General features: G+C 56.9%; 26 protein-coding genes. 13 read left to right on the plus strand and 13 right to left on the minus strand.

Annotated elements, in window-relative coordinates; all coding sequences use genetic code 11:
- Positions 1-15 precede the first annotated feature (15 nt).
- The 6 genes from flhA to hypA form a co-directional block, all read right to left on the minus strand.
- Entirely contained in the window at positions 16-2,088 is a 2,073-nt protein-coding gene (gene flhA, locus V6E55_RS11255; RefSeq protein ID WP_114978634.1) for a formate hydrogenlyase transcriptional activator FlhA, read from the minus strand.
- A 62-nt stretch (positions 2,089-2,150) separates the two neighbouring features.
- Positions 2,151-3,161 carry a hydrogenase expression/formation protein HypE gene (gene hypE, locus V6E55_RS11260; protein ID WP_316942822.1) on the minus strand — a complete coding sequence of 337 codons (1,011 nt, stop codon included), beginning with the start codon at positions 3,159-3,161 and terminating at the stop codon, positions 2,151-2,153.
- Complete coding sequence (hypD, locus tag V6E55_RS11265; protein ID WP_316942823.1) at positions 3,158-4,279, minus strand: hydrogenase formation protein HypD; 1,122 nt, start codon at positions 4,277-4,279, stop codon at positions 3,158-3,160. The genes hypE and hypD overlap by 4 nt, the downstream gene beginning before the upstream one ends.
- 3 nt (positions 4,280-4,282) lie before the next feature.
- On the minus strand, positions 4,283-4,555 hold the full coding sequence (locus tag V6E55_RS11270) for a HypC/HybG/HupF family hydrogenase formation chaperone (protein ID WP_316942824.1): 273 nt from the start codon (positions 4,553-4,555) through the stop codon (positions 4,283-4,285).
- Positions 4,546-5,409: a hydrogenase nickel incorporation protein HypB gene (gene hypB / locus V6E55_RS11275; RefSeq protein ID WP_236921107.1), complete on the minus strand. Its 864-nt coding sequence runs from the start codon at positions 5,407-5,409 to the stop codon at positions 4,546-4,548. The genes V6E55_RS11270 and hypB overlap by 10 nt, the downstream gene beginning before the upstream one ends.
- 3 nt (positions 5,410-5,412) lie before the next feature.
- Positions 5,413-5,763, minus strand: coding sequence for a hydrogenase maturation nickel metallochaperone HypA (hypA, locus tag V6E55_RS11280; RefSeq protein WP_114978638.1), 351 nt, complete (start codon positions 5,761-5,763; stop codon positions 5,413-5,415).
- A 210-nt stretch (positions 5,764-5,973) separates the two neighbouring features.
- On the opposite strand from hypA, the gene hycA reads away from it, so the two are divergent.
- The 9 genes from hycA to hycI all read left to right on the plus strand — a co-directional run bounded on the left by hycA (position 5,974) and on the right by hycI (position 13,752).
- Entirely contained in the window at positions 5,974-6,438 is a 465-nt protein-coding gene (gene hycA, locus V6E55_RS11285; protein ID WP_129995095.1) for a formate hydrogenlyase regulator HycA, read from the plus strand.
- A 70-nt stretch (positions 6,439-6,508) separates the two neighbouring features.
- Positions 6,509-7,117 (plus strand): 4Fe-4S dicluster domain-containing protein, encoded by a 609-nt coding sequence (locus V6E55_RS11290; protein WP_236921109.1) that lies wholly within the window; start codon positions 6,509-6,511, stop codon positions 7,115-7,117.
- A complete protein-coding gene (hycC, locus tag V6E55_RS11295; protein WP_316942826.1) occupies positions 7,114-8,928 on the plus strand; it encodes a formate hydrogenlyase subunit 3 in 1,815 nt (604 codons plus the stop codon). The genes V6E55_RS11290 and hycC overlap by 4 nt, the downstream gene beginning before the upstream one ends.
- A gap of 1 nt (position 8,929) precedes the next feature.
- Positions 8,930-9,853 (plus strand): respiratory chain complex I subunit 1 family protein, encoded by a 924-nt coding sequence (locus V6E55_RS11300; protein ID WP_316942828.1) that lies wholly within the window; start codon positions 8,930-8,932, stop codon positions 9,851-9,853.
- A gap of 15 nt (positions 9,854-9,868) precedes the next feature.
- Complete coding sequence (gene hycE, locus V6E55_RS11305; RefSeq protein WP_316942829.1) at positions 9,869-11,578, plus strand: formate hydrogenlyase subunit HycE; 1,710 nt, start codon at positions 9,869-9,871, stop codon at positions 11,576-11,578.
- A 9-nt stretch (positions 11,579-11,587) separates the two neighbouring features.
- Positions 11,588-12,130 (plus strand): formate hydrogenlyase complex iron-sulfur subunit, encoded by a 543-nt coding sequence (locus tag V6E55_RS11310; RefSeq protein WP_049006115.1) that lies wholly within the window; start codon positions 11,588-11,590, stop codon positions 12,128-12,130.
- The gene (locus V6E55_RS11315) at positions 12,130-12,897 is read left to right on the plus strand and encodes an NADH-quinone oxidoreductase subunit B family protein (protein ID WP_316942830.1); all 768 of its coding nucleotides are present in this window, start codon (positions 12,130-12,132) and stop codon (positions 12,895-12,897) included. The genes V6E55_RS11310 and V6E55_RS11315 overlap by 1 nt, the downstream gene beginning before the upstream one ends.
- On the plus strand, positions 12,894-13,304 hold the full coding sequence (locus V6E55_RS11320; protein WP_114978644.1) for a formate hydrogenlyase maturation HycH family protein: 411 nt from the start codon (positions 12,894-12,896) through the stop codon (positions 13,302-13,304). The genes V6E55_RS11315 and V6E55_RS11320 overlap by 4 nt, the downstream gene beginning before the upstream one ends.
- Positions 13,297-13,752 carry a hydrogenase maturation peptidase HycI gene (hycI, locus tag V6E55_RS11325; RefSeq protein WP_114978645.1) on the plus strand — a complete coding sequence of 152 codons (456 nt, stop codon included), beginning with the start codon at positions 13,297-13,299 and terminating at the stop codon, positions 13,750-13,752. The genes V6E55_RS11320 and hycI overlap by 8 nt, the downstream gene beginning before the upstream one ends.
- An 81-nt stretch (positions 13,753-13,833) precedes the next feature.
- On the opposite strand, the gene V6E55_RS11330 is transcribed toward hycI, so the two are convergent.
- Both V6E55_RS11330 and ascF read right to left on the minus strand, forming a co-directional pair.
- Positions 13,834-15,258 (minus strand): 6-phospho-beta-glucosidase, encoded by a 1,425-nt coding sequence (locus tag V6E55_RS11330; protein ID WP_316942831.1) that lies wholly within the window; start codon positions 15,256-15,258, stop codon positions 13,834-13,836.
- Between the two features lie 18 nt (positions 15,259-15,276).
- Complete coding sequence (ascF, locus tag V6E55_RS11335) at positions 15,277-16,728, minus strand: PTS cellobiose/arbutin/salicin transporter subunit IIBC (protein ID WP_316942832.1); 1,452 nt, start codon at positions 16,726-16,728, stop codon at positions 15,277-15,279.
- A 214-nt stretch (positions 16,729-16,942) separates the two neighbouring features.
- Here ascF and V6E55_RS11340 point away from each other — a divergent pair, with 214 nt between their 5' ends.
- The 4 genes from V6E55_RS11340 (at position 16,943) to V6E55_RS11355 (ending at position 21,883) form a co-directional block, all read left to right on the plus strand.
- On the plus strand, positions 16,943-17,956 hold the full coding sequence (locus tag V6E55_RS11340) for a LacI family DNA-binding transcriptional regulator (protein ID WP_316942833.1): 1,014 nt from the start codon (positions 16,943-16,945) through the stop codon (positions 17,954-17,956).
- Positions 17,957-18,090: 134 nt separating this feature from the next.
- Positions 18,091-18,636 carry an electron transport protein HydN gene (gene hydN, locus V6E55_RS11345; RefSeq protein WP_114978649.1) on the plus strand — a complete coding sequence of 182 codons (546 nt, stop codon included), beginning with the start codon at positions 18,091-18,093 and terminating at the stop codon, positions 18,634-18,636.
- Positions 18,637-18,642: 6 nt separating this feature from the next.
- A complete protein-coding gene (gene hypF / locus V6E55_RS11350) occupies positions 18,643-20,859 on the plus strand; it encodes a carbamoyltransferase HypF (protein WP_316942834.1) in 2,217 nt (738 codons plus the stop codon).
- 1 nt (position 20,860) lies between these two features.
- On the plus strand, positions 20,861-21,883 hold the full coding sequence (locus V6E55_RS11355) for a HoxN/HupN/NixA family nickel/cobalt transporter (RefSeq protein WP_114978651.1): 1,023 nt from the start codon (positions 20,861-20,863) through the stop codon (positions 21,881-21,883).
- Here V6E55_RS11355 and V6E55_RS11360 read toward each other — a convergent pair.
- The 5 genes from V6E55_RS11360 to gutM all read right to left on the minus strand — a co-directional run bounded on the left by V6E55_RS11360 (position 21,856) and on the right by gutM (position 26,586).
- The gene (locus V6E55_RS11360) at positions 21,856-23,520 is read right to left on the minus strand and encodes an SgrR family transcriptional regulator (protein WP_316942836.1); all 1,665 of its coding nucleotides are present in this window, start codon (positions 23,518-23,520) and stop codon (positions 21,856-21,858) included. The two genes, V6E55_RS11355 and V6E55_RS11360, sit on opposite strands and share 28 nt — an antisense overlap.
- A gap of 514 nt (positions 23,521-24,034) precedes the next feature.
- On the minus strand, positions 24,035-24,193 hold the full coding sequence (locus V6E55_RS11365) for a hypothetical protein (protein WP_316942837.1): 159 nt from the start codon (positions 24,191-24,193) through the stop codon (positions 24,035-24,037).
- Positions 24,194-24,431: 238 nt separating this feature from the next.
- A complete protein-coding gene (gene gutQ, locus V6E55_RS11370; protein ID WP_236920491.1) occupies positions 24,432-25,397 on the minus strand; it encodes an arabinose-5-phosphate isomerase GutQ in 966 nt (321 codons plus the stop codon).
- Positions 25,390-26,163, minus strand: a complete 774-nt coding sequence (gene srlR, locus V6E55_RS11375; RefSeq protein WP_316942838.1) for a glucitol operon DNA-binding transcriptional repressor SrlR — start codon at positions 26,161-26,163, stop codon at positions 25,390-25,392. Before srlR ends, gutQ begins: the two co-directional genes overlap by 8 nt.
- Positions 26,164-26,226: 63 nt before the next feature.
- A complete protein-coding gene (gene gutM / locus V6E55_RS11380) occupies positions 26,227-26,586 on the minus strand; it encodes a transcriptional regulator GutM (protein WP_114978654.1) in 360 nt (119 codons plus the stop codon).
- Between the last annotated feature and the right edge of the window lie 49 nt (positions 26,587-26,635).

Genomic DNA, 26,635 nt, shown 5'->3' on the forward strand with positions numbered 1-26,635 from the left:
CGCCGGAATAACAGCTTAAACCAGACTCTCTTTATCAATTCCCAGCCGCTTCATACGCGACAGCAGGGTGGTCCGTTTTAACCCTAAACGCTGGGCCGCACCTTTTGGCCCGGCTACTACACCGTTGGTCTCTTTCAGTACGCGCATAATGAGCTGGAATTCATCTTCTCCCTCTTTCGCTATCTCGGCGGCGGGAACGGTCACGTCAGGCAGGGTAACCTCAGGCAGGGACAGTTGCAGCACGCTACCTCGCGTCAGTAACACCGCGCGTTCAATAACGTTTTCCAGCTCACGTACGTTGCCAGGCCACTCCATAGAAGAGAGTGTGCGTAACGTTTCGGCAGGAATACTGTCGATATTGCGCCCCATCCGGCGCGCAATCTTGGCAGTAAAGGCTTTGACCAGCAGAGGGATATCTTCCGGGCGCTCGCGCAGGGGCGGCAGAAAGATCGGGAAGACGTTCAGGCGATAGTAGAGATCGCTGCGAAACTCGCGGTCAGCGACCATTTTTTTCAGGTCACGGTTGGTGGCGGCAATGAGCCGTACATCAGTCTGGATCAGCTTGTTGCTGCCAAGACGCTCAAACTCTTGCTCCTGTAATACCCGCAGTAGTTTAGGCTGCAGTTCCAGCGGCATATCGCCGACTTCGTCGAGGAACAGCGAGCTTTTGTCAGCCAGCTCAAAACGACCCAGGCGCTGGCTACTGGCACCGGTAAACGCCCCGCGTTCGTGGCCGAACAGATCGCTTTCCAGCAGACCGGCGGGCATAGCCGCGCAGTTCATTTTCACCATCCGGCGACCATTGCGGTTGCTCAGGTTATGGATGGCACGGGCAATCAACTCTTTACCTGTGCCAGTTTCGCCCAGGATCAGAACTGTACTGTCGCTTTGAGCCACCATCTCCACCTGCTTGAGTACGCTGTACATCGCGTCGCTGCGCCCGATGATTTCACCAAACTCGCTATCCACGTTGTTGAGCTGTTCGGTCAGGGCCAGGTTTTCATCCACCAGCCGCTCTTTCAGACGGTGGATCTCCTGATAGGCCAGGGCGTTATCCAGCGCGATGGAGATTCGCTCGGCGATCTGGCGCAGCAACTTCAGGTTGGCAGTGGTAAACACTCCTTCCTCACATTGCGCCAGCTTTAGCACGCCGAGCATGGTATTGCCAGACATCAGCGGCAGCAGGCACAGGGTCTGAATTTTGTTGCCCCAGGTGTTAAACAGCATCCGCTCATAGGGGGCTACCGGATCCTGCTCGTCAAGGTTAAGCAGCAGGATCTCTTTGCTTTTGAAGACCCGCTCAGACAGCGTACCCGCTTCATCCACTTCGCTTTGCTCGTGTGCCGGGTTGGCTTCATCGAGGTAATGTGTGGAGTAGATATTCAGCTTGCCCTTACGATGCCCCCGCAGCGCAATGCTGATGGCATCAATTTTGAAATAGTGGTGGATCTCTTTCGAGACTTCGCTGACCAGTTCATCCATATCAAGCCGGGAAAGCACGGCGTTGGTAATAGCGACCAGAATGCGGAAGTTGTCGCGCTCGCGGCTCAGCAGGTCGTAATCGACGTTATTGGTGACACGGCTTTGGATTTGCTCCGCGACGACGGCCACAATCTGGGTAAAGGTGTGCAGACGCTCGTATTCCGCCTCGCTCCAGGGCTGGTCGGTTGTGCGGATAAACTCGCAGCCACCAAAAATATGACCTTCCGCGGCCAGCGGCAACATGCAGTAATGACCGAAAGAGTGATAGAGAGAACTTTCCGCCAGCCTCGGCCAGGCCTGCCGGAACTCCTCAAAATTACAGTGCAGGATTTCAGGCCGGGAGAGAATACGGCGCACCGGGCCATGAGCGAGATAGGTTTCATCTTCGTATTCAAACGTTTTGTCATTACCACGCGTGGAGTAGTAGCTCGCGCGATGCGTTCCGCTATGCCAGAGCACAATGGCGGCGCTGTCTGCCAGGGCAGATTGCCTGACCATGCGCGTCAGGGCATCGCTCAGCGCACCGAGATCGGGCTGCTGTAAAAGTGTGCGCGTGATATCAAACAGGCCCTGCTGTCCAAGATCGCTCATCGGTGTATACGGCATATTGCTTTCCAATAGAAACTGGCAAATAAAAGAATTTCAGCGCTGACCGCTTTTGGCGCGGTCTAGCAAATACGGGGTAAGGGTTCAGCGTGCGGTAGATCCAGCGTACGTTTCACGCCGAAAATCCCGGTCAGGCGCACCCCTTTGCGCTCAACCACTTCACCAATAATGGCGGCCTCTTTCCCTAAAGGATGCGCACGTAGCATGTCCAGTACCACGTCAGCGACGTGGCGTTCAACGCCGATCACCAGCTTGCCTTCGTTGGCAAAATTGAGTGGATCAAGACCTAATAATTCACACAGCCCGCGAACGGCAGGCTTAACGGGCAGACTACGCTCGCTAAGTTCAATACCCCACCCGCAGCTTGCCGCGAACTCATGTACCACGGCATTCACGCCGCCACGGGTGGCGTCGCGAAGGGCTTTTACGCCCGGAATGGTACGCAGTGTCTGAATAAGCGGGGTGAGCACCGCGCAGTCGCTGCGCAGTTCACCATCCAGCCCTAAACCTTCGCGCAGGTTAAGGATAGTCGCTCCATGACAGCCCAGCGTTCCTGTCACGAGAAGCACGTCGCCGACGTTAAGCTGTTGTGCCCCCCAGTGAATATCGGCAGGGATAGCCCCCATGCCGGCGGTGTTAATGAACAGCTTGTCGGCTGCGCCGCGCTGCACCACTTTGGTATCACCTGTGACGATGGCAATCCCTGCCTCGCGTGCGGTCTGCGCCATACTGTTAACCACTGTCGTGAGCGTCTCCAGCGCTAAACCTTCTTCAAGGATAAATCCGCAGGAGAGGTAGCGTGGAACGGCACCGCTGACAGCGACGTCGTTTGCCGTGCCGCAGATGGCGAGCTTACCTATATCGCCGCCCCGGAAGAACAACGGGTCAATCACATAGCTGTCGGTGGAGAACGCCAGTCTGTCGCCTTGCGAGGTGAGGGTTGCCAGGTCAATGCGCGCCTGATCTTCCTGCTCAGCGAGCCAGGGGTTATTAAACGCCTCCATAAACAGCCGGCTAATCAGCTGCTGCATTGCCTGCCCACCGCTGCCATGCGCCATTTCCACCGTGCTCATGCTTCACACTCCTGATTGCGATACTGATACCACGCGGCACAGGCTCCTTCTGAGGAGACCATCAGCGCGCCAAACGCCGTTTGCGGGTTACAGGTGTTGCCAAATAACGGGCATTGATGAGGTTTGCATTTGCCCGTGAGGACCTCGCCGCAGCGAGACCGGGGATCGTCGCAAACCTGTTGTGGTTGCGGATGGAAATGCGCTTCAGCATCGAATGATTGATACGCAGGCGTCAGACGCACGCCGGATTCGGCAATCAGTCCCAGGCCGCGCCATTCACTGTCGCCTTCGACGCTAAACACCTCCGCAATGGCTTGCTGAGCGCGTGTATTGCCTGCGTCAGGCACGACGCGGCGGTACTGATTTTCCACCGTACTCAGGGCTGCTATTTTCTGCTCAACCAGCATGGTCACGCCTTGCAGTAGATCAAGAGGTTCGAAACCAGCCACCACTAATGGACGATTGTACTGTTCAGCGATAAAACCGTAGGCGTCTGTACCGATGACCATGCTGACATGGCCTGGTGCCAGGAAAGCGTCAATGCCGTTACCCGGTTCTTCCAGCAGGCTACGCAGCGTGGGGATGAGCGTAATGTGCTGGCAGAAAAAGAAAAAGTTCTTGATGTTGCGGGCTCTGGCCTGTTGTAGCGTGATTGCCGTGGCCGGCATGGTGGTTTCAAAACCCAGACCGAAAAACACGATTTTACGGGTGGGGTTATCCGCTGCCAGCCTCAGGGCATCCATCGGCGAGTAGACGATGCGGATGTCCGCTCCACGCGCTTTAGCCTGCAATAGTGAGCCATTTTTCCCTGGCACACGCATCGCGTCGCCAAAGGTGCAAAAAATGACGTCGGGCTGGCTGGCGATTTCGATACAGCTGTCGATACGTCCCATCGGCAGAACACACACCGGACAGCCAGGGCCGTGAATAAACTCGATGTTCTCTGGCAGAAGCTGGTCGAGACCAAATTTGAAGATGGCATGGGTATGACCACCGCACACTTCCATAATGCGCAGTGGTTTTGCTGCGCTGTAGTCCAGTAGCGCCGCTCGCATTTTCAGGTGTTCGATAAGCTGCATCACTTGTTCTGGCGCGCGGTATTCATCAACGTAACGCATCTGCTATTGCTCCTCGCCGTACAGCAGAGCGCCCACGTCAGGCTCCACGTCGAACATATTTTGCAGCGCATCGAGCGTGTCGCGCGCTTCCGCTTCGTTAATCACACTCATGGCAAAGCCCACGTGCACCAGCACCCACTGGCCGAGGCGTGAAGCGCCAGTTTCATCAATACTGCCGACCAGCGTCAGGTCTACATCGCGCAATAATCCACACACATCGACTCTGGCCTGATTCCCGTCAATGGCGTGAATTTGTCCCGGTACGCCTATGCACATCGTTCGCTCTCCAGCCAGTTCAACCAGTTTTCCATACCGTCGCCGCGCGTGGCGGACACCAGCAGGATGCTAATGTCCGGGTTGACTTCACGGGCATATGCCAGGCACTTATCCACGTCAAAATTCAGGTATGGCAGCAGGTCGACCTTATTCAGCAACATGATGGACGCGGCGGCAAACATATGCGGGTATTTCAGCGGCTTGTCTTCGCCTTCGGTCACCGAAAGCACGGCCACTTTATGCCGTTCACCGAGGTCAAAGCTCGCCGGGCAAACCAGGTTGCCGACGTTTTCAATAAACAGGATGCCGTTATCTGCCAGTGGCAGACGCGGAGTGGCGTCGGCAATCATCTGCGCATCCAGGTGGCAGCCTTTGCCTGTATTGACCTGAATGGCAGGCGTGCCGGTTTCGCGAATACGGGCGGCGTCGTTAACCGTCTGCTGATCACCTTCGATCACCGCGCAGGAGACTCGCGCATTCAGGCGTTTGAGGGTCTCTGTCAGCAGCGTAGTTTTGCCGGAACCGGGGCTGGAGACCAGATTCAGCACCAGCTGTTTGCGGGTAGCAAAACGGGCACGGTTGCGGGCGGCGATCCGGTTATTTTTGTCCAGCACGTTGATTTCGACTTCCAGCATCTGGCGCTGGCTGATGCCCGGCGCATGTGTCCCCGCTTCGCCGTGACCGTAATGCAGGTCACCCGCGTCAGATTGTTGAGGAGCGAAAGTGATACCGGTTAATGCCGATGCAGGGCGCGGGGCGGGTGAAAAGGGCGCGGAGCGAAACGCGGAGTGAGGACGGTGTTCATCCCCTTCTATATACAGGTTGCCTTCGCCGCAACCGCAGGTGCTACACATAATTTACTCCTTCTCGATTTCGAGTCGTTGGATCTGCATGCCGTCATCCGCCACGATGCGCAGCCCGGCACTCTGGCATTGCGGACAGCGCTGAACCTTCGATGAGAGCAGGGTGATGTACTGCTGACATTGTTCACACCAGCACTCTGCCTGCTGCTCTTCAATATGGAGTTCGCAGCCTTCCGCCAGCGTGCCGCGACAAACCAGCTCAAAACAGAAATTCAGGGCGCTGGTCTCGACACAGGAAAATGCCCCGACTTTCAGCCAGACACCGGTGACGCGTTTCGCGTGGTTTTGCACTGCCTGCTGTTCGATAAGCTCCAGAGCCCGCTGGCAGAGGGTGATTTCGTGCATGACGCCTCCTCAATGAATTGCCCCGGTAATGCAATAACAATGCCAGCTTGATTTTTGTTAAGGGGTGACGATGTCAACGCTGTCGAAATGACACGTCGACACCGCGGAGTTGACAGGTGTCTCTTATTTTAATTTCTTTAAAATCAATAAAATAAAAACTGGCATGGAATCTGCTTAACAGCCGCTATCTCCATTAACCGGATACCTTTTATGACTATTTGGGAAATCAGCGAAAAAGCGGATTACATCGCGCAGCGCCATCAGCAATTACAGGACCAGTGGCACCTGTACTGCAACTCTCTGGTACAGGGCATCACCCTGTCGAAAGCACGTCTTCACCACGCAATGAGTTGTGCAGCACAAGGTGATATGCGCTTTGTCCTCTTCGGCCATTTCACCATCAACGTTACCCTGGCGGATAACTTCAACAGCCACACCATTGAGTACTACCTCGAGACAAAAGACGGTGAAAAACAGTGTATTGCGAAGGCACAGTTGATGGCAGACGGCATGGTGGATGGTCACGTCAGTAACCGTGATCGCCAGCAGGTGCTGGAGCACTATCTGGAAAAAATCGCGCCAGTTTATGACGGTTTATACGCCGCCGTTGAACACGATCTCCCGGTCAATCTGGCGCAGTTAATGGATGCACATGCCTCAGCGAATGTGGCCTGACTCTTACGTGTCGAGAAGTGTCGACAAGACAGTTTTTCGTCAAAAATGACTATCACCAGAGGATAACCCGGTGAACCGTTTTGTAATTGCTGACTCGACGGTCTGTATTGGCTGTCGAACCTGTGAGGCGGCGTGTTCGGAAACGCATCGCCTGCATGGGTTACAGTCCATGCCGCGCCTGCACATCATGCGTAATGAAAAAGAGTCTGCCCCGCAGCTCTGTCATCACTGTGAAGATGCCCCTTGCGCGGGTGTTTGCCCTGTGAATGCCATCACTCGCGTTGATGGCGCTGTCCAGTTGAACGAAAGCCTGTGCGTGAGCTGCAAGCTGTGCGGCATTGCCTGCCCGTTCGGCGCGATTGAATTTTCCGGCAGCCGCCCACTGCATATTCCGGCCAATGCCAATACGCCGAAAGCGCCTCCTGCGCCTCCGGCCCCCGCGAAGGTAAGTTCGCTGCTCGACTGGGTCCCCGGCATTCGTGCCGTAGCGGTGAAATGCGACCTGTGCAGCTTCGATGAGCAAGGCCCAGCGTGCGTACGCACCTGCCCGACCAAAGCACTGATTCTGGTTAACATTCGCGACATCGCCCGTACCAGCAAGCGTAAACGTGAGCTGACCATCAATAGCGATTTTGGCGATCTATCGCTTCTGCAGGCGCTTAATGAGGAGGCGAAATGAACGCCATAACCATGATCAACAGCGCCGTGGCGTACTTTACCGCCGCCGCAGTACTGGCGCTGATCTTCTCTTTGCATAAAACCCTGAGCGGCTGGATCGCCGGGATCGGCGGGGCGGTCGGTAGCCTGATGACGCTGGCGGCAGGTGGTGTCGTCCTGCTCGGCGGCCAATCCGTAGAGGCCGTGATGCCGCTGATTCGCCACACTGTGGAAATTACGCCGCTAAATGCCATCTGGCTGGTGACGTTTGGTCTGTGCGGTCTGTTTATCAGTCTGTTCAATATCGACTGGCACCGCCATCAGAATACTAAAGCCAACGGCCTGCTGGTCAACCTGCTGCTGGCAACGGCGGTCTGTACCGTTATCGCCAGTAACCTTGGGGCTCTGGTGGTGATGGCGGAGATCATGGCGCTGTGTGGTGTCTTCCTGACGGGCTGTAGCGCCTCCGGCAAACTATGGTTTGCGCTGGGCCGCCTCGGGACGCTGCTGCTGGCGCTGGCCTGCTGGCTGGTGTGGCAGCGCTTCGGCACGCTGGACTTCTCCGTACTCAACGGTCATCCATTGGGGAATGATGTCTGGCTACTGGGTGTGCTCGGTTTTGGCCTGCTCGCCGGGATCATCCCGCTGCACGGCTGGGTGCCACAGGCGCATGCAAATGCCTCTGCACCCGCTGCCGCGCTGTTTTCTGTGGTGGTGATGAAAGTGGGGCTGTTCGGCATTCTGGCGATTACGCTGACCAGCGGACAACCGCCGCTGTGGTGGGGTGTCGTGCTGTTGGTCGCCGGGATGATCACCGCGTTCGTCGGCGGTCTGTACGCCCTGATGGAGCATAATATCCAGCGTCTTCTGGCGTACCACACGCTGGAAAATATCGGCATTATCCTGCTCGGTATTGGCGCGGGCGTGACCGGGTTAGCGCTCAATCAACCGGCGCTGATTGCGGCCGGTTTTATCGGCGGTCTCTATCACCTGATTAACCATAGCCTGTTTAAAAGCACGCTGTTCCTGGGCGCGGGGAGCGTCTGGTTCCGCACTGGCCATCGCGATATCGAAAAGCTTGGTGGCATTGGCAAAAAAATGCCCGTTATCTCTTTGTGCATGCTGGTGGGGCTGATGGCGATGGCGGCATTACCGCCGCTGAACGGCTTTGCCGGGGAGTGGGTGATCTATCAGTCCTTCTTCGCGCTCGGTCAGAGCGATGTGTTCATCGCCCGGTTATTAGGTCCGCTGCTGGCGGTTGGTCTGGCGATGACCGGGGCGCTGGCGGTGATGTGTATGGCGAAAGTTTACGGCGTCACCTTCCTCGGCGCACCGCGCACGCGTGAAGCGGAAAACGCCTGCTGCGCACCGGTGTTGATGGGCGCGAGCGTTGTCGCGCTGGCACTGTGCTGCGTTATCGGCGGTGTGGCTGCACCGTGGCTGCTGCCGTTGCTGGGTAGCGCGATACCGCTGCCGCTCACCACGGCGCACACCACCGTGTCTCAGCCGATGATTGCGCTGCTGCTGATTGCCGCGCCGCTGCTGCCATTCATTCTGATGCTGTTCTTCAAACGCGACCGACTCGCGTCCCGTTCGCGCGGTGCGGCGTGGGCCTGCGGTTATGAACATGAGCAATCAATGGTGATCACCGCCCACGGCTTTGCCATGCCGGTGAAAGAGAACTTTGCCGCCGTGCTGAAGCTGCGCCACTGGCTGAACCCGGTGGCCTGGATCCCTGGCTGGCAGAGTGCTGCCGTACCTGCGCTGTTCCGCCGTCTGGCTGTTATTGAGCTGGCGGTGCTGGTAGTGATTGTGATTTCACGAGGAGCCTGACATGAGTTTGTTACTGGCACTACTTCAGGCGCTGGTGTTATTCGCCGTCGCGCCGCTGCTTTCCGGGGTGAGCCGTGTGGCGCGCGCCCGGATGCATAACCGTCGCGGGCCTGGCGTGCTGCAGGAGTACCGCGATCTCTTCAAATTGCTCACTCGCCAGAGCGTGGCCCCGGATGCTGCAGGCTGGGTTTTCCGCCTGACACCGTTTGTGATGGTGGGCGTGATGCTTACCATCGCCACCGCGCTGCCGGTGGCAACGGTGGGTTCACCGTTGCCGGTACTGGGTGATTTGATCACGCTTATCTATCTCTTCGCCATCGCCCGTTTCTTCTTTGCGATAGCAGGCCTGGACACGGGGAGCCCGTTTACCGGTCTTGGCGCAAGCCGTGAGGCGATGCTCGGCGTGCTCGTCGAGCCGATCCTGCTGCTGGGACTCTGGGTGGCGGCGCAGGTTGCAGGCTCAACCCATATCAGTTTTATCACTAACACCGTTTATCACTGGCCGGTGGCCCGTTCCATTCCGCTGGTTCTGGCGCTGTGTGCCTGCGCGTTTGCCACCTTTATTGAGATGGGCAAACTGCCGTTCGACCTCGCGGAAGCGGAGCAGGAGCTGCAGGAAGGGCCGCTGACGGAGTACAGCGGCTATGGCTTTGCGGTGCTGAAGTGGGGCATCAGCCTCAAACAGCTGATGGTACTGCAGATGTTTGTCGGTGCCTTCTTCCCGTGGGGACAGATGACGCATTTCTCGGTGAGTGGTCTGGTGCTGGCCGTGGTCGTTGCGGCGCTCAAACTGCTTGTCGGTGTACTGGTAATTGCCCTGTTTGAAAACAGCATGGCGCGTCTGCGTTTTGTCGCGACTTCGCGCATCACCTGGGCCGGTTTTGGTTTCGCATTTTTAGCGTTCGTCTCCTTGCTGGTGGCGTGATTAAAGAGAGTTTTTATGTCTGAAGAAAAGAAAGGTCAGCAGTATCTCGCCGCGTTGCATCAGGCTTTCCCTGGCGTCGTGCTGGAGGAGTCCTGGCAAACCAAAGACCAGATCACCGTCACCGTGAAGGTGAACTATTTGCCGGAAGTGGTGGAGTTTCTGTATTACCAGCAGGGCGGTTGGCTCTCTGTACTGTTCGGTAACGACGAACGCCAGCTGTGCGGCAATTACGCGGTGTACTACGTGATGTCGATGGAGCAGTTCGAGAAGTGCTGGCTCACTGTGCGCATCGAAGTGGACCCAAACAAACCGGAGTATCCGTCCGTCACACCACGCGTGCCCGCCGCCGTCTGGGGAGAGCGTGAAGTACGCGACATGTACGGCCTGGTGCCTGTAGGCCTGCCGGATGAACGTCGCCTGGTGCTGCCGGACGACTGGCCGGACGAACTCTATCCGCTGCGTAAAGACAGCATGGACTACCGCCAGCGCCCGGCGCCGACCACCGACAGCGAAACCTACGAGTTCATCAACGAGCTGGGCAGTAAAAAGAACAACGTGGTGCCGATCGGCCCACTGCACGTCACTTCTGATGAACCGGGCCACTTCCGCCTGTTCGTCGATGGCGAGAACATTATCGATGCCGACTACCGCTTGTTTTACGTCCATCGCGGGATGGAAAAGCTGGCGGAAACCCGCATGGGTTACAACGAAGTCACGTTCCTTTCAGACCGCGTGTGCGGCATTTGCGGCTTCGCCCACAGCACCGCCTACACCACCTCGGTGGAAAACGGCATGGGAATTGTGGTGCCGGAGCGCGCGCAGATGATCCGCGCCATTCTGCTGGAAGTGGAACGCCTGCACTCACATCTGCTGAACCTCGGCCTGGCCTGCCACTTCGTTGGTTTCGACTCCGGGTTTATGCAGTTCTTCCGCGTGCGTGAAGCGTCGATGAAGATGGCAGAGATCCTCACCGGCGCACGTAAAACCTACGGTCTGAACCTGATCGGCGGGATCCGCCGTGACCTGCTGAAAGACGACATGATCCAGACCCGCCAGCTTGCGCAGCAGATGCGCCGCGATGTGCAGGAGCTGGTGGATATGCTGCTCAGCACGCCAAACATCGAGCAGCGTACCGTCGGGATTGGTCGTCTTGACCCGGAAATTGCCCGCGATTTCAGCAACGTGGGTCCGATGGTGCGCGCCAGTGGCCATGCCCGCGACACCCGTGCCGATCACCCGTTCGTTGGTTATGGCCTGCTGCCGATGACCGTGCACAGCGAGCAGGGCTGCGACGTTATCTCTCGCCTCAAAGTGCGCATCAACGAGGTGTTCACCGCCCTGAACATGATCGACTTCGGTCTGGATAACCTGCCGGGCGGCCCGCTGATGGTTGAAGGTTTCACCTACATTCCAAACCGCTTCGCGCTTGGGTTTGCCGAAGCGCCACGTGGAGATGACATCCACTGGAGCATGACCGGCGACAACCAGAAGCTCTACCGCTGGCGCTGCCGTGCGGCAACCTACGCCAACTGGCCAACCCTGCGCTACATGCTGCGTGGAAACACGGTTTCCGACGCGCCGCTGATCATCGGCAGCCTTGATCCGTGCTACTCCTGTACCGACCGCATGACGGTGGTGGATGTGCGCAAGAAGAAAAGCCAGGTGGTGCCATATAAAGAGCTTGAGCGCTACAGCATTGAGCGTAAGAACTCGCCGCTGAAATAAGGACTCGTCATGTTTACCTTTATTAAAAAAGTCATCAAAACCGGCGCGGTAACCAGCAGTTATCCGCTGGAGCCGATGCCGGTGAATAAAAACTTTCGCGGTAAGCCGGAGCACAATCCGCAGCAGTGCATCGGCTGCGCGGCCTGTGTAAACGCCTGTCCGTCGAATGCCCTGACGGTGGAAACGGACCTCAAAACCGGTGAACTGGCCTGGCAGTTTAACCTCGGGCGCTGCATCTTCTGTGGCCGCTGCGAAGAGGTCTGCCCGACGGTCGCAATCCGCTTGTCACAGGAATATGAGCTGGCGGTATGGAAGAAAGAAGACTTCCTGCAGCAGTCGCGCTTTGAACTGTGTAACTGTCGCGTCTGCAAGCGTCCATTCGCCGTGCAAAAAGAGATCGACTATGCCATCGCGCTGTTGCAGCACAACGGAGACGCTCGCGCAGAACATCATCGTGAAAGCTTTGAAACCTGCCCGGAGTGTAAGCGCCAGAAATGCCTGTTGCCGTCCGACCGCATTGATATTACCCGCCATATGAGAGAGGCCAGCTGATGGATAACCTACTGGGCCCACGCGACGATAACGGCATTCCGGTGCCGATGACGGTGGACGAATCCATCGCCAGCATGAAGGCGTCGCTGCTGAAAAAAATCAAACGCTCGGCCTACGTCTACCGCGTGGACTGCGGCGGCTGCAACGGCTGCGAGATTGAGATCTTCGCCACCCTGTCGCCGTTGTTTGACGCCGAGCGTTTCGGCATCAAAGTTGTACCGTCTCCGCGCCATGCCGACATTTTGCTGTTTACCGGCGCCGTCACCCGCGCCATGCGCTCGCCTGCGCTGCGCGCCTGGCAATCTGCGCCTGACCCGAAAATCTGTATCTCGTACGGAGCCTGTGGTAACAGCGGCGGCATTTTCCATGATCTGTATTGCGTCTGGGGTGGTACTGACAAAATCGTGCCGGTGGATGTTTACATTCCGGGCTGCCCACCGACACCGGCCGCAACGCTGTACGGTTTTGCCATGGCGCTCGGTCTGCTGGAACAGAAAATTCATGCCCGTGAACCTGGGGAACTTGATAACCAGCCTGCGACCATCCTGCACCCGGAAATGGTGCAGCCACTGCGGGTGAAGGTCGACCGCACGGCACGCAAACTGGCGGGCTATCGTTATGGTCGCCAGATTGCCGACGATTACCTGCGTCTGCTGAGTCAGGGTGAGCATCAGGTGGCTCGCTGGCTGGAGGCGGAGAACGATCCGCGTTTGAATGAGATTGTGGCAAACCTGAACAACATCGTGGAAGAGGCGCGTATCCGATGAGTGAAACGGTGGTGTTCAGTCAGTTGAGCCGTAAGTTTATTGATGAGAACGATGCCACGCCGGATGCGGCGCAGCAGGTGGTCTATTACAGCCTGGCGATTGGGCATCACCTCGGGGTGATTGACTGCCTGGAAACGGCGTTAAGCTGCCCGTGGCCGGAGTACCTGGCGTGGATCGCCACGCTGCAGGAGGGCAGTACGGCGCGGCGTAAAATGGAAGGCGTACCGAAGTATGGTGAGATCGTCATCGACGCCAACCACATTACGATGCTCGCCAATGCCTTTGACGCGGCGCTGAACAGGCAAACCCCTGAACAGCAGGCGTGGAGCAAAACGCTACTCAGCATGCTGCATGATATTCATCAGGAGAGCGCCATCTACCTGATGGTGAGGAGATTACGTGACTGACGTTTTACTGTGTGTTGGCAACAGCATGATGGGCGATGACGGCGCAGGCCCATTGTTGGCAGAAATGTGTGCGGCAAATTCTCAGGGCAACTGGGTGGTCATTGACGGTGGCAGCGCGCCGGAAAACGACGTGGTGGCTATTCGTGAGCTGCACCCGGACAGGCTACTGATCGTTGATGCCACCGATATGGGACTCAACCCCGGTGAGATCCGCCTTATCGACCCCGACGATATCGCCGAGATGTTTATGATGACGACACACAATATGCCGCTGAACTACCTGGTCGATCAGATTAAAGACGACGTGGGCGAGGTGCTGTTTTTGGGGATTCAGCCGGATATCGTGGGGTTTTATTACCCGATGACACCACCGGTGAAAGCGGCGGTGGAAGTGGTGTATTCACGGCTTGCCGGATGGGGTGGGGACGGGGGATTTTCCCGGCTCTGAACAGCGCCCGGTGGCGCTACACTTACCGGGCCTACGCTTTTGTAGGCCGGGTAAGGCGAAGCCGCCACCCGGCAAAACAGTCTACTCCAGATCCGCCCCGTTACTCGCAATCACCTTCTTATACCACCAGAACGATTTCTTGCGTTTCCTGTCCAGTGTCCCGTTCCCGGCGTCGTCCCGGTCGACGTACACAAACCCGTAGCGCTTGCTCATCTCGCCCGTTGAAGCCGACACCAGGTCGATACAGCCCCAGGTGGTGTAGCCCATCAGCGGCACGCCGTCCTCAATGGCATCACCCATCGCGCGGATATGCTCGCGCAGATAGCTGATGCGGTAATCGTCGTTAATCTCGCCGTTTTCATCAATGACATCTTTCGCACCGAGACCGTTTTCCACCAGAAACAGTGGCTTCTGGTAGCGGTCGTACATCATGTTCATGGTGATGCGCAGGCCGAGCGGGTCAATGCCCCAGCCCCATTCACTCACCTGGATGTGCGGGTTGCGCAGGGATTTGACGATGTTTGCGGCGCTGGTGTTGCCCGCGTTCATATCTGCCGACGCGCAGCGCGAGGCGTAATAGCTGAACGAGACAAAATCGACAGTGTTTTTTAGCAGCGCATCGTCGCCAGGATCTTTCACAATTACCACGCCTTTGTCGCGGAATACGCGGGCAGAGTAGGCCGGGTAGCTCCCGCGTGCCTGCACATCGATAAAGAACAGGTTCTCGCGATCTTTCTCCAGTGCCATCCACACGTCTTCAGGTTTGCAGGAGTACGGATAGAAATTCCCACCCGCCAGCATGCAGCCGACCTGGTTTTCCGGGTTTACCTCGTGGGCGATTTTGGTCGCCAGCGCGCTTGCCACCAGCTCGTGGTGTGCGGCCTGATATTTCACCTGATCTTCGTTCTCGCCTTCTTCAAATACCAGACCCGCGCCAGAGAACGGACTGTGCAACATGATGTTGATTTCATTGAAGGTCAGCCAGTATTTCACCAGACCATTAAATTCCTCGAAACAGGTGCGGGCGTAACGGGCGAAGAAATCGACCATTTTGCGATTGCGCCAGGAGCCGTACTCCGTCACCAGATGCATCGGTACGTCGAAGTGACACAGGGTGACCAGCGGCTCGATGTTGTACTTTTTGCACTCTTCAAACACCGCGCGGTAGAAGGCAATACCTTCTTTATTGGGCAGCGGCTCATCACCATTTGGATAGAGGCGGCTCCAGGCAATTGAGGTGCGGAACACTGTAAACCCCATCTCCGCCATCAGGGCGATGTCTTCTTTGTAGCGATGATAGAAATCAATCGCCTCATGGCTTGGGTAAAACTCGTCGTCATGCAACGAAAACCGCTTTTCCTTACCGACCTTTACCGCCAGGCGATTCGCGCCGTGGGGGATCATATCGACCGTTGTGAGTCCTTTGCCACCTTCGCGGTAAGCACCTTCACTCTGGTTGGCGGCAAGCGCGCCGCCCCATAAAAATCCTTGTGGAAAAACAGACATTCTTACCTCACTCTCAATTTATGCTTTTGCTGCTTTGCTCTGAACCGGGGCACTCTGGAGGGCGCGCGCTTTTTCAGCATCGTCTTCAACCGGAATATCTTCAAAACCTAATATCAGGGTCAGAACGAACGACAGCACTACCGCCAGCGCCATGACACCGAACACCCAGACAATGGTCATCGGGTTCGCCGGGTCGAAGAACTGCACGCTGGTAAACAGCCCTGGTGCTGCCATTGAATGGCTGGCAAGTCCGGCAATACCGGCCACCGCACCGCAGATAAAACCACTGATCAGGCTCGCAATCAGCGGACGTTTCAGTCGTACCGCTACACCGTACAGCGCGGGTTCAGAGATCCCCGCCATGATGGCAGAGGCTGCCGCCGCTAACGCCGTCTGGCGCAGTTCCGGGTTTTTGGTTTTCCAGGCTACCGCCAGAGACGAACCGCCAAGGGAGAGGTTGGCGCCGATTTCCGACGGCATGACCATCCCTTCTTTGCCCGTTTCGGCAATGGTCTGGATGATGGTTGGCGTAAAGACGCGGTGCATCCCGGTCATCACCAGCAGCGGCCAGAGTGCTCCCATGATCGCCACGGAGAGCCAGCCCAGATAACCGTGAATGGTGTAAACCAGCGCGGAGATGGCGCTACCGATCCAGATCCCCAGCGGCCCAATCAGCACAATGGCGAGCGGGGCGGCAATCAGCACGATCAGCATCGGTTTGAGGAAGTTTTTGGTCACCGCCGGGGTAATGCGATCAACCCAGCGTTCGATGTACGACAGGCACCAGGTCATCACCAGCGCCGGGATCACGGTGTAGGTGTATTTCACCGCCGTCACCGGAATAAAGGCGAACTCAACGTGCTCGCCCTGCGCGGCTTTTGCCATCAACTCGATAAAGCTCGGATGCACCAGCACGCCCGCGATGGCAATTGCCAGTGACATGTTAGTTTTGAATTTCACCGCTGCCGAGGCCGCCACCATCAGCGGCAGGAAGAAGAAGGCGCCGTCGCCGATGACGGTCAGAATGGTCAGTGTCGGCGCGCCTTTTGGCAGCACGCCGGTCATCTCAAGGATCATCGCCAACAGTTTAACCATCGAGCCACCGATGATCGCTGGGATCAGCGGCGACATGGTGCCGATGAGTGCATCGAGGATCCCGGCGCCAATGCGGCGCAATGTCAATTTCTGCGGACCTTCCGGTAATGCAGGTTGCAGGTCGGTTGGCAGCAGGCTGACTACCTCACGGTACGCCTGAGAAACGGTGTTGCCAATGATCACCTGGCACTGGTTGTCGTTGCGCACTACGCCGAGTACGCCGCTAATGCTTTTCAGACGCGTAGCGTCGGTGAGGCTTTCGTCTTTCAGGACGAAGCGCAGACGCGTCATACAGTGGGTGACGGCGACGATGTTCTCTTTGCCGCCCAGCGCGCTGACGACATCATTCGCCAGCGCAGCGTAATTTTTGGCCATCGGATGAGATCCTGTTATCGTTGTGAGAAATGTAGGAAACCGGTTCCACATAATCATCATGAGTTTCTTTGAATGAAACAAGATCACATTCTGACCATTTTTTCATTTCGTGATAATGATCACCGAGCGGTGCGAAAAGCGTGATTTCACCGCTGCGACAATTTTTCTGCAGTGCAGTACACTGCGCTCCATCAGTTTCAGACGGAATAACAAGATGACCACGATGCTTGAAGTGGCGAAGCGGGCAGGCGTTTCGAAAGCAACGGTATCCCGGGTGTTGTCGGGAAATGGCTATGTCAGCCAGGAGACCAAAGACCGGGTGTTTCAGGCCATTGAAGAGAGCGGCTATCGCCCGAATTTACTGGCGCGCAACCTGGCGACCAAACGCACCCAGACGCTGGGGCTGGTGGTGACAAACACCCTGTATCACGGCGTCTACTTTAGCGAACTGCTGTTTAACGCCGCGCGGATGACAGAAGAAAAAGGGCGGCAGCTGATCCTGGCTGATGGCAAGCATAGCGCCGATGAAGAGCGTGAGGCGATCCAGTATTTACTCGATATGCGTTGCGATGCGGTGATTATCTATCCGCGTTTCCTGAGCGTGGATGAGATGGATGAGATCGTCGAGAAGTGTGAGCAACCGATTATGGTGCTCAACCGCCGCTTGCGGAAAAACAGCAGCCACAGTGTCTGGTCCGATCATAAAGCCTCCTGTCAGGAGGCGGTGTCGCAGCTAATTGAGAAAGGGCACAGAGAGATTGCATTTATCACGGGTTCGCTGGATTCACCCACCGGGGTTGAACGTCTCTCCGGCTACAAGGATGCACTGGTTCAGCACGGTATTCCGCTCCACGAAGGGCTGATTGCGCAGGGTAAGTGGAACCCCGCGAGCGGCGCGGCGGCGGTGTCCGAACTGCTTGCTCGCGGCGAACGTTTTACGGCGCTGGTGGCGAGTAATGACGATATGGCAATCGGTGCCATGAAGCAACTGCACGACAGCGGCGTGGCCACCCCGGGCGCGGTATCGGTGATCGGTTTTGACGACGTGGCCATCGCGCCTTATATCGTACCGTCGCTTTCCAGCGTTCGCATCCCGGTGACGGAGATGATCAAAGAAACCATCAGCCGCCTGATCTTTATGCTCGACGGCGGTGAGTTTAAATATCAGCAAACGTTCTCCGGTGAGCTTGTCCTGCGCGACTCCGTCATTGACGGCCCTCATCGTTGATGTCGACAGCTGTCATCGTCAGAAGTGACGATGACAGTGCCACTGTCATTTTTAAATTCATTTAAAATCAATGCGATAATAATTGGCACGGTTTATGAATATCTCCGCGCATAACAGTAATGCTGGAGAAGCAGATGAACCGTTTTATTATGGCCGATGCCAGTAAGTGCATTGGTTGCCGTACCTGTGAAGTGGCGTGCGTGGTTTCCCATCAGGCAGAGCAGGATTGTGCGTCGCTTACCCCTGACACATTTTTGCCGCGCATCCATGTCATTAAAGGCGTGAATATTTCCACCGCCGCCATCTGTCGTCAGTGCGAAGATGCACCGTGCGCGAATGTCTGCCCGAACGGGGCGATTAAACGCGAAAAAGGGTTTGTGCACGTCATGCAGGAGCGCTGCATCGGCTGTAAAACCTGCGTGGTTGCCTGCCCGTATGGCGCGATGGAAGTGGTTGTCCGTCCGGTTGTGCGTAACAGCGGTATGGGGCTGAATGTGCGCACGGACAAAGCCGAAGCCAACAAGTGTGACCTCTGCTACCACCGTGAAGCGGGCCCGGCCTGCATGGAAGCCTGCCCGACACACGCCCTGGTGTGTGTTGATCGCGAAAAGCTCGAACAGATGAGTGCGGAAAAACGCCGTCGTGCGGTGTTCGATACCTCTTCATCTCTGCTGTTCTGATCCGTCATGTGCAGTAACGGCGTACAGTTGCGCGTGCGTGGCAAAGTGCAGGGCGTGGGATTTCGTCCCTTCGTCTGGCAACTGGCGCAGTCGCTTCAGTTGACCGGTGACGTCTGCAATGACGGAGAGGGCGTGCTGGTGCGGCTCGCGGGTAATGGGGGGGCCTTTACCGCGAGGCTGCGCCAGGACTGCCCACCACTGGCGCGTATCGACGCGATCGACACACAGCCCTTCACCTGGAGGCGTGTGCCGGAGAAATTTACTATCCGTCACAGCGCGGGTGGGACGATGGACACCCAGATTGTGCCGGATGCCGCCACTTGTCCGGCGTGCCTGGCTGAGATGCGCGATCCCCGTGAACGCCGTTATCGCTATCCGTTTATCAACTGCACCCACTGTGGTCCGCGTTTTACCATCATTCGCGCCATGCCTTATGACCGCCCGTCCACGTCGATGGCGACATTCCCGCTGTGCGAACCGTGTGAAACGGAGTATCGCAACCCCGCAGACCGCCGTTTTCATGCGCAACCCGTCGCCTGCCCGGACTGTGGGCCGGAGCTGGAATGGCGTGCGGGAGACATCATTACTACCCGCGAGTCTGCGTTAAGCGCAGCGGTAGAGATGCTGAAAAACGGCGGCATTGTTGCCATCAAAGGGTTAGGGGGTTTTCACCTCGCCTGTGATGCGCTCAATCCGCAGGCGGTCGCGTTACTTCGATCACGCAAACAGCGTCCTGCGAAGCCGCTGGCCGTGATGATCCCGCAGGCGAAAGCGCTGCCGACGGCGATTCAGACGCTGTTATGCTCACCCGTAGCCCCCATTGTGCTCACGCCAAAGGTGTGTCTGCCCGCGTTACCCGACGAGATAGCGCCTGGCCTGGACTCGGTAGGCATCATGCTGCCCGCAAACCCGCTGCAACATTTGCTCATGCTCGACTGTCAGCGTCCGCTGGTGATGACTTCCGGCAATCTCAGCGGCAAACCGCCCGCTATCAGTAATCAGCAGGCGCTGGACGAGCTTGGGGAGATTGCTGACGGTTTTCTGCTCCACAACCGCGACATTGTGCAGCGGATGGATGATTCGGTCTTGCTTCAGGACGGGACAATGCTACGCCGTGCGCGCGGGTTTGTACCGGATGCCATCACGTTGCCGGCAGGTTTTCGCAATATCCCCGCCATGTTATGTACAGGTAGCGAGATGAAAAATACTTTCTGCCTGGTGCGGGGGAACCAGGCCGTACTGAGCCAGCATTTTGGCGATCTCAGTGACGAGGGTGTCGAAGCCCAGTGGCGTTTGGCACTGGCGGTGATGCAGCAGATCTACACCTTTCAACCGGAGCGTGTGGTGTGCGATGCCCATCCGGGTTACCACTCCCGACAATGGGCACACGAGCAGGCGTTGCCGGTCGACACCGTGTTGCACCATCACGCACACGCGGCGGCGTGCCTGGCTGAAAACGGCTGGCCGCTCGACGGTGACGATGTTATCGCGTTGACGCTGGATGGGATCGGTATGGGCGAGAACGGTGCGCTGTGGGGTGGGGAATGTCTGCGGGTGAACTACTGCGTCTGCGAGCATCTCGGCGGGTTGCCTGCCGTTGCGCTACCGGGAGGCGATCTCGCAGCCCTGCAACCGTGGCGAAATCTGCTGGCCCACTGTCTGGCGTTTGTGCCTGACTGGCAGCACTACCCGGAAACGCGGGCGGTACAGCGCCAAAACTGGCCGTTGCTGGCGACAGCAATCGGGCGTGGCGTCAATGCGCCGCTGGCCTCGTCATGCGGTAGGCTTTTCGATGCAATCGCCTGTGCGCTGGGCATAGAAACGCAACGCTACGAAAGTGAAGCGGCTTGCCGCCTGGAAGCCCTGGCTTCGCAGTGTGACGGCGTAGTGCACCCGGTCACACTGTCGGTGGATAATCTCTCCCTCTTCTGGCAGCAATGGCTGAACTGGCAGGCGGAGCCCTGCGAACGCGCATGGGCGTTTCACGATGCGCTGGCAAAAGGGTTGGCGCAATTAGTCAAATTGCATGCCATGCGTTTATCACTTTCCACGGTGTGCTTCAGCGGTGGGGTGTTACACAACCGCCTGCTGCGTGCGCGTCTGCGTCATTATCTTTCTGACTTTACGCTTCTTTTTCCTTCGCGCCTGCCCGCAGGTGACGGAGCGATCTCCTTCGGGCAGGCGGTAGTCGCCGCCGCCCAGTCATGTTCACAAAGGACTTAAAATGTTACGACTCTTACGCAATGAACCTCGCGCCGCGCTTCTGCTGCTGGCTCTGGTAATGGCAAACCTGCTGGCCTGGGGATGGGCATGGCAAACCTTCAGTGGCAGCACGGCGTTGATGGCGGCAAGCCTGCTTGCCTGGTGTTACGGACTTCGCCATGCGGTGGATGCCGACCACATTGCGGCTATTGATACTGTCACGCGTAAGATGATGCAGCAGGGCAAACGCCCATCCGGCGTAGGGGCCTGGTTCTCGCTGGGGCATTCCACCATCGTGGTGCTGGCCTCTATTGCCATTGCTGCCACCGCTACGGCGTTTCAGAAGAATATGGCATGGTTTCATGAGACAGGGAGTCTGATTGGAACAGCCGTTTCCGCGACTTTCCTGCTGGCGATGGCGCTGGTCAATATGGTGATTTTACGCGGCGTCTGGCGCAGCTTTCAGGCGCTGAAAAAGGGGCGCGCGACAACCAGTGACGTGGAGCTACCTGCACAGGGCGGCGTCATGAACTGGTTATTTGGCGCAACCTTCCGCCTCGTCAGCAAAAGCTGGCAGATGTACCTGGTCGGTTTCCTGTTTGGTCTGGGGTTTGATACTGCCACCGAGATTGGTGTACTGGGGATCTCTGCCGCCAGCGCATCTCATGGCATGTCCGTGTGGTCAATCATGATCTTCCCGGCGCTCTTTGCCAGCGGCATGGCGCTGGTCGATACCCTCGACAATTTGTTGATGGTTGGTGCTTACGGATGGGCGTTTAACAAACCGCAACGTAAGCTCTACTACAACATGACCATTACCGGGACATCTGTGGTGGTGGCGCTGTTTATTGGTGGGCTGGAAGCGCTGGGTCTGCTGATGGATAAATTCGCCCTCAGCGGCGGCGTCTGGGATGTGATTGGCGCGGTAAACGACAATCTGGGCAACGCCGGATTTGTGGTGGTCGGGTTGTTTGTCGCCTGCTGGCTGATCTCCATGGTCAACTACCGCTGGCGCGGCTACGACGCGCTGGTCGTGCGCTCCTGAGCCGGCGGCAGCCAGGCGCGGGTGAAATCAAGCCAGCCGCTGGCGGTCAGCGCTATGTTCTGCACGTTTTCCAGGGTGTTGAGGCGATAGCGGTAGTGGAACAGCGGCGTGCAGGCGCCGCTTTTTAGCAGGTGATGAAAGAAGGCGGGCAAGTGTGTTCTCAGCGTATCCTCGCTTTCGCAATACGCCATCAGCGTCTGCTTTGCGTTTTGCCATGCGCTCTCACCCAGCGCGGTGATCCACGCGGGCTCTTCAGTAAACCACTCTGCCAGTGCAAAGACCGGTACTTCACCGGCAAGATAATCCCCCAGTAAGATATCCGCTTGCGCCAGTGTGTCAGGCGCATGCCACTCTTCGCGATCTTTCCAGTGAATCGTGACGTCACAGCCACGCTTTTTCAGGCGCGTTTGCAGCATGCTGGCAAGATCGCACAGTACCGGCGTGTGATAGCAGACCAGTGAAAGGGCAGGTGGAAGCGTCACGTCAGGCGCTTGAGGATACGCGGGTGTCGTGATCCCGGGCAGTATTTCCGTGCGGGTTTCAACATCATCCCGGCGGATGAAATGCTGGTTAAGATGCTGGATTTCCTGGCGTAACCAGGCGGCCAGCGTTTTTGGTAACCGGGCATTCACCATCAGCCAGGAAAACCCACCGCTGGTGGTGGTGATGGACTCCTGGGCGTTTTCTCCTTTACCAACGGTTATCCATGCCGGTTTTTCTGTTCCGGCGCGGGTCCGCCAGAACTCAATCGCATGCAGAAGGGGATGCGTTGCAAAGTACCACGGCTGACGCTCAAGGCGCAGGTAGTGCGAGTGATGATGAGCAATCGCAAAGGGGCCAGCACCCACATTCGGTTGTTGCGGATGCGGCAAACGACAAACATGATGCGCGAGACGATGCGTTAGCATGGCATCTGGCGCATTTAGTGTGATCTCCAGACACCACGGCGCGATAAGCACCACCTTGCTCACGTGGGTGAGCCCCGAATTGCGTGCGGGATCGGCCAACAGCTGGTGTAGTGCGCCGAGAATATCTTCATCGCTGATCGCCTGTCCGTTGTGCCAGTGCGCACCGCTGCGCAGGTAAAAGCGCCAGTGAAGTTTGTCGTCACTGCAATCCCAGTGGTGGGCTAAATCGGCCACCGGTTGCGGGTGGCCGGGGGTGTAGCGGGTCAGCCCCGCGTGAACCGCGCAGATAATATGCTGCTCGGCGCGGCGACGTTGCAGGGCGGGATGCAGAGACGTGAGCGGGCGATACCACGGAATGCGCAGCGTCGGCTGGTGTTTAAGCCATTTTCCGCCTAAAAACGGCGTGATGATGTGATGCAGGCTGGCCGGGTCGCCATCGGCCAGCTGCAGCGCGCTCTGGTAGTCCCCTTTTTCCAGGCAGGCATGCATCAGCGGTGCGCTGAGTTCGCTGGTGGTTGCCAGGCAGTGCAGGGTGGCGCGGTGCCCGCGCCCCGGTTGTGCGCTCCAGCTTAACCATCCGCTCTTGGTGAGCTGGCGCAGCAATGTGCGTGCATGGCGCTCACTGCACAACGCGACCCCGGCCACTTCCGCGATGGTCGTGGGCTTTGGCTCTGTGCCGTAGTGCTGATAAAGCCGTTGATACTGACGGATTTTCTGAAGCTGACGCATGGCGGCATACCGGTAACAAAAGGAGAATGGTGAGAGTGTAGGGTGTTTTGCGGAATAAATAAGGGTGGGATATATAAAGTGTTCCTGTTTTATTCCCTCTCTGGTGAGAGAGGGAACAGGATTGTGCAGCGTCAGGCTTCGATCTGCGCCCGGATCTTCAGCACGATGCTTTCGGCCTGTGGGCCCAGAATCACCCGTTACCATGTCGTCGTCTTCGCGACCCGGCGTTTTCAGCTTGAATAAGCGAATCGCGAACGTGAATACTACAAAGTAGATCGCGAAGATGCATTTATGAGAGAGGATTCCAAAAAGACTTAATTTACATCGGAAATTAATGGCTCTTATTTTAATGTGGAAGCAGGGAAGATAAAAATGTGATGCGACATAAATTAATTCTTATTATATTTCTCAGGTGAGTCATTCCTGAAATAAACAATGATGCATTCTATTTTTTGTTCCGGTTTTTGCTGGTGGCGCTTCATACATTTGCTGAAGGGGAAGCGCCGCCAGACCTTCAGTTATCACGTTTGGTTACCGGCATCATCAGCTCCCGCAGGCGCTCAATACGAGCTTCAGGACTCAGCCATAGCCAGCGAAATAAAATGTGCTCTGCTTTTCTGACCTGCTTAAAATAGTGAGCGAGATAGTTAAGCTCTTCGGTGAAATGTGCCATGAAATACCCCTTTCGCGTTAATGTGTGATCAGAGTAGATTGTTATTAGGGAATAAAACAGGGCAATGTTTTTCAGGTGTTCAGGTTTTAAGTATTGATGGAAATAATAAATAAAGGATTGATAGCGATGATTTATCTGATTTGTATTTATTTTATGAATAAATTGCGTAAAAAAAAGCGTTTAGACTTTTGAAATTCGCCAACCTGCACCGGCTGGCGAAACGTCTCGGACTGAAGGGTTAGATAATCCCGGCCTGGTAGAAATCCTGCAGGTTGATGGCGCCGCACAGCTTGCCGTTGTCATCCACCACCGGCGCGGCGGTGATTTTGCGTTTCATCAGCACCTCTTTGGCTTCAATGGCGCGGCTGTCGGCGTTCAACGTCAGGCCGCCTTGCGTCATCGCTTCAGAAACCAGTGATTCCAGCTTGCCGCCGCCGACCAGCCAGCGACGCAGATCGCCGTCGGTAAACACACCCTTCACGAAGCTGTCGCTGTCACACACCGCGACCAGTCCCAGCCCGGTACGGCTGAGCTCCAGCATCGCGTCCATCACGCTGGTATCAAGTTTGACCTGCGGAATGGCATCGTCGGTGCGCATCAGGTGATGAACCTTATTGAGCAGGCGTGCCCCAAGCGCTCCCGCCGGATGCGAACGGGCGAAATCTTCTTCGTTAAAGCCGCGCGCCTGCATCACCGCCATCGCCAGCGCGTCGCCCATCATCAGCGTGTTAACGGTGCTGGAGGTGGGAGCGAGGTGCATCGGGCAGGCTTCGCGCTCAACGGAAATGTCCAGCGTGGCTTTGGCGGCCAGCGCCAGCGGCGAGCGGGATTTCCCGGTCATCGCCAGCAGAGCGACCGACTTTTCCTGCAGACGCGGAATGATGAGATCCAGCTCTTTGGCCGAACCGGAATAGGAGATAAACAGCATCACATCGCGGCTTTCGATCATCCCCAGATCGCCGTGCAGTGCTTCTGCCGGATGAACAAAAAAGGCCGGAGTACCGGTGCTGGCAAGCGTCGCAGCAATTTTCTTACCGATGTGACCCGACTTGCCGATCCCGGAGACAATCACCTTACCTTCGCACTGAATAATGGTGTTGGCCGCGCGAACAAAATCCTCGCCCAACCGCTCCGGCAGGCGGCTGGCTTCCTGTAGTTCCAGCATCAGGGTCTGGCGACCCGCGTTTAACAGAAAATCACTCATCTTTATCTCCGGTTACGATCACATCGATGCCTTTCTCTTCCAGCGCTTTTTTGAACGCCGGGTCGATACCTGCGTCGGTAATCAGTTTGTCGACGCTTTCCAGGCTGCAAACGATATTGGGGCTTTTACGGCCAAACTTCGATGAGTCTGCCATCAGAATCACTTCCCGCGCGGCGTTACACATGGCCTTGCTGACGCTGAACACTTCGTTAAAGGTGGTCACCCCCGCGTTCAGGTCAATGCCGTCGGTGCCCATAAAGAGTTTATCAAAGCTGAAGTGGTCGAAGGCGTTCTCGGCCAGCTGGCCGTGGAACGACGCAGATTTCTTACGGAAGGTACCGCCCGGCATCAGAATGGTTTGCTCGCTGTCGAATTCAGAGAGAGCGTTGACGATGTGCAGGCTGTTGGTCATCACCGTGATGTTGTTAAAGCGGCTGAGCAGCGGGATCATCTGCAGGACGGTACTGCCTGCATCAAGAATGATGGAGTCGCCATCGTGGATAAATTTCACCGCCGCTTCGGCGATCAGCGCCTTCTGGTGGGTGTTGATCAGCGTTTTGTGATCGATAGGCGGGTCGGTTTCGTCCTTATTGAGCACCACACCGCCGTAAGTTCGAATGACGGCACCAGAGTTTTCGAGCAATACCAGATCCTTACGTATTGTCGTGCCGGTAGTGTCAAAGTAGTGGGCCAGATCGTCTACCGAGCATTTTCCCTGCTTCTGCAGATGCTCGAGAATAGCCGCCTGCCGCTGACGTGGTTTCATAGGCACTTCGTTCCTTAGGTTGCGAAATGATAATTTCGCAAGTCTATAGCTTTCACAACGAAATTATCCATGTTTCAGATTAAGCGCTAATGATAGTGCATTCTGACAGAGTGGATCATGGGGAAAGATCACATCAGGCTGCAATTCCTGCAACGACAGACCGTTAATCGCCTGGATTTTCGCCGGACGGGCGAAGACGGTCATGCCACGCATGATGAGGGAATCGCAGACCTTGTCATCTTTATCCAGCGCAACGGCAACCACCACGCGTGGTTTGAAACGTCCACCAGAACGCCCGACGCCCACGCGGCCTTTCTGACACAACGCATCAAACGCACGGTTAAACTGATGGATTTGCCAGCCGCCGAAAGCCATCTGGCAGAGCCAGGCGAGGGCGGCGACGGTGATGAGTGCTGTGACCATATCGGCTCCTTGTTGTGTCCCCTCTCCCGGTGGGAGAGGGTTAGGGTGA

The organism is Enterobacter sp. 342, assembly GCF_036663495.1.
GTDB lineage: Bacteria > Pseudomonadota > Gammaproteobacteria > Enterobacterales > Enterobacteriaceae > Enterobacter.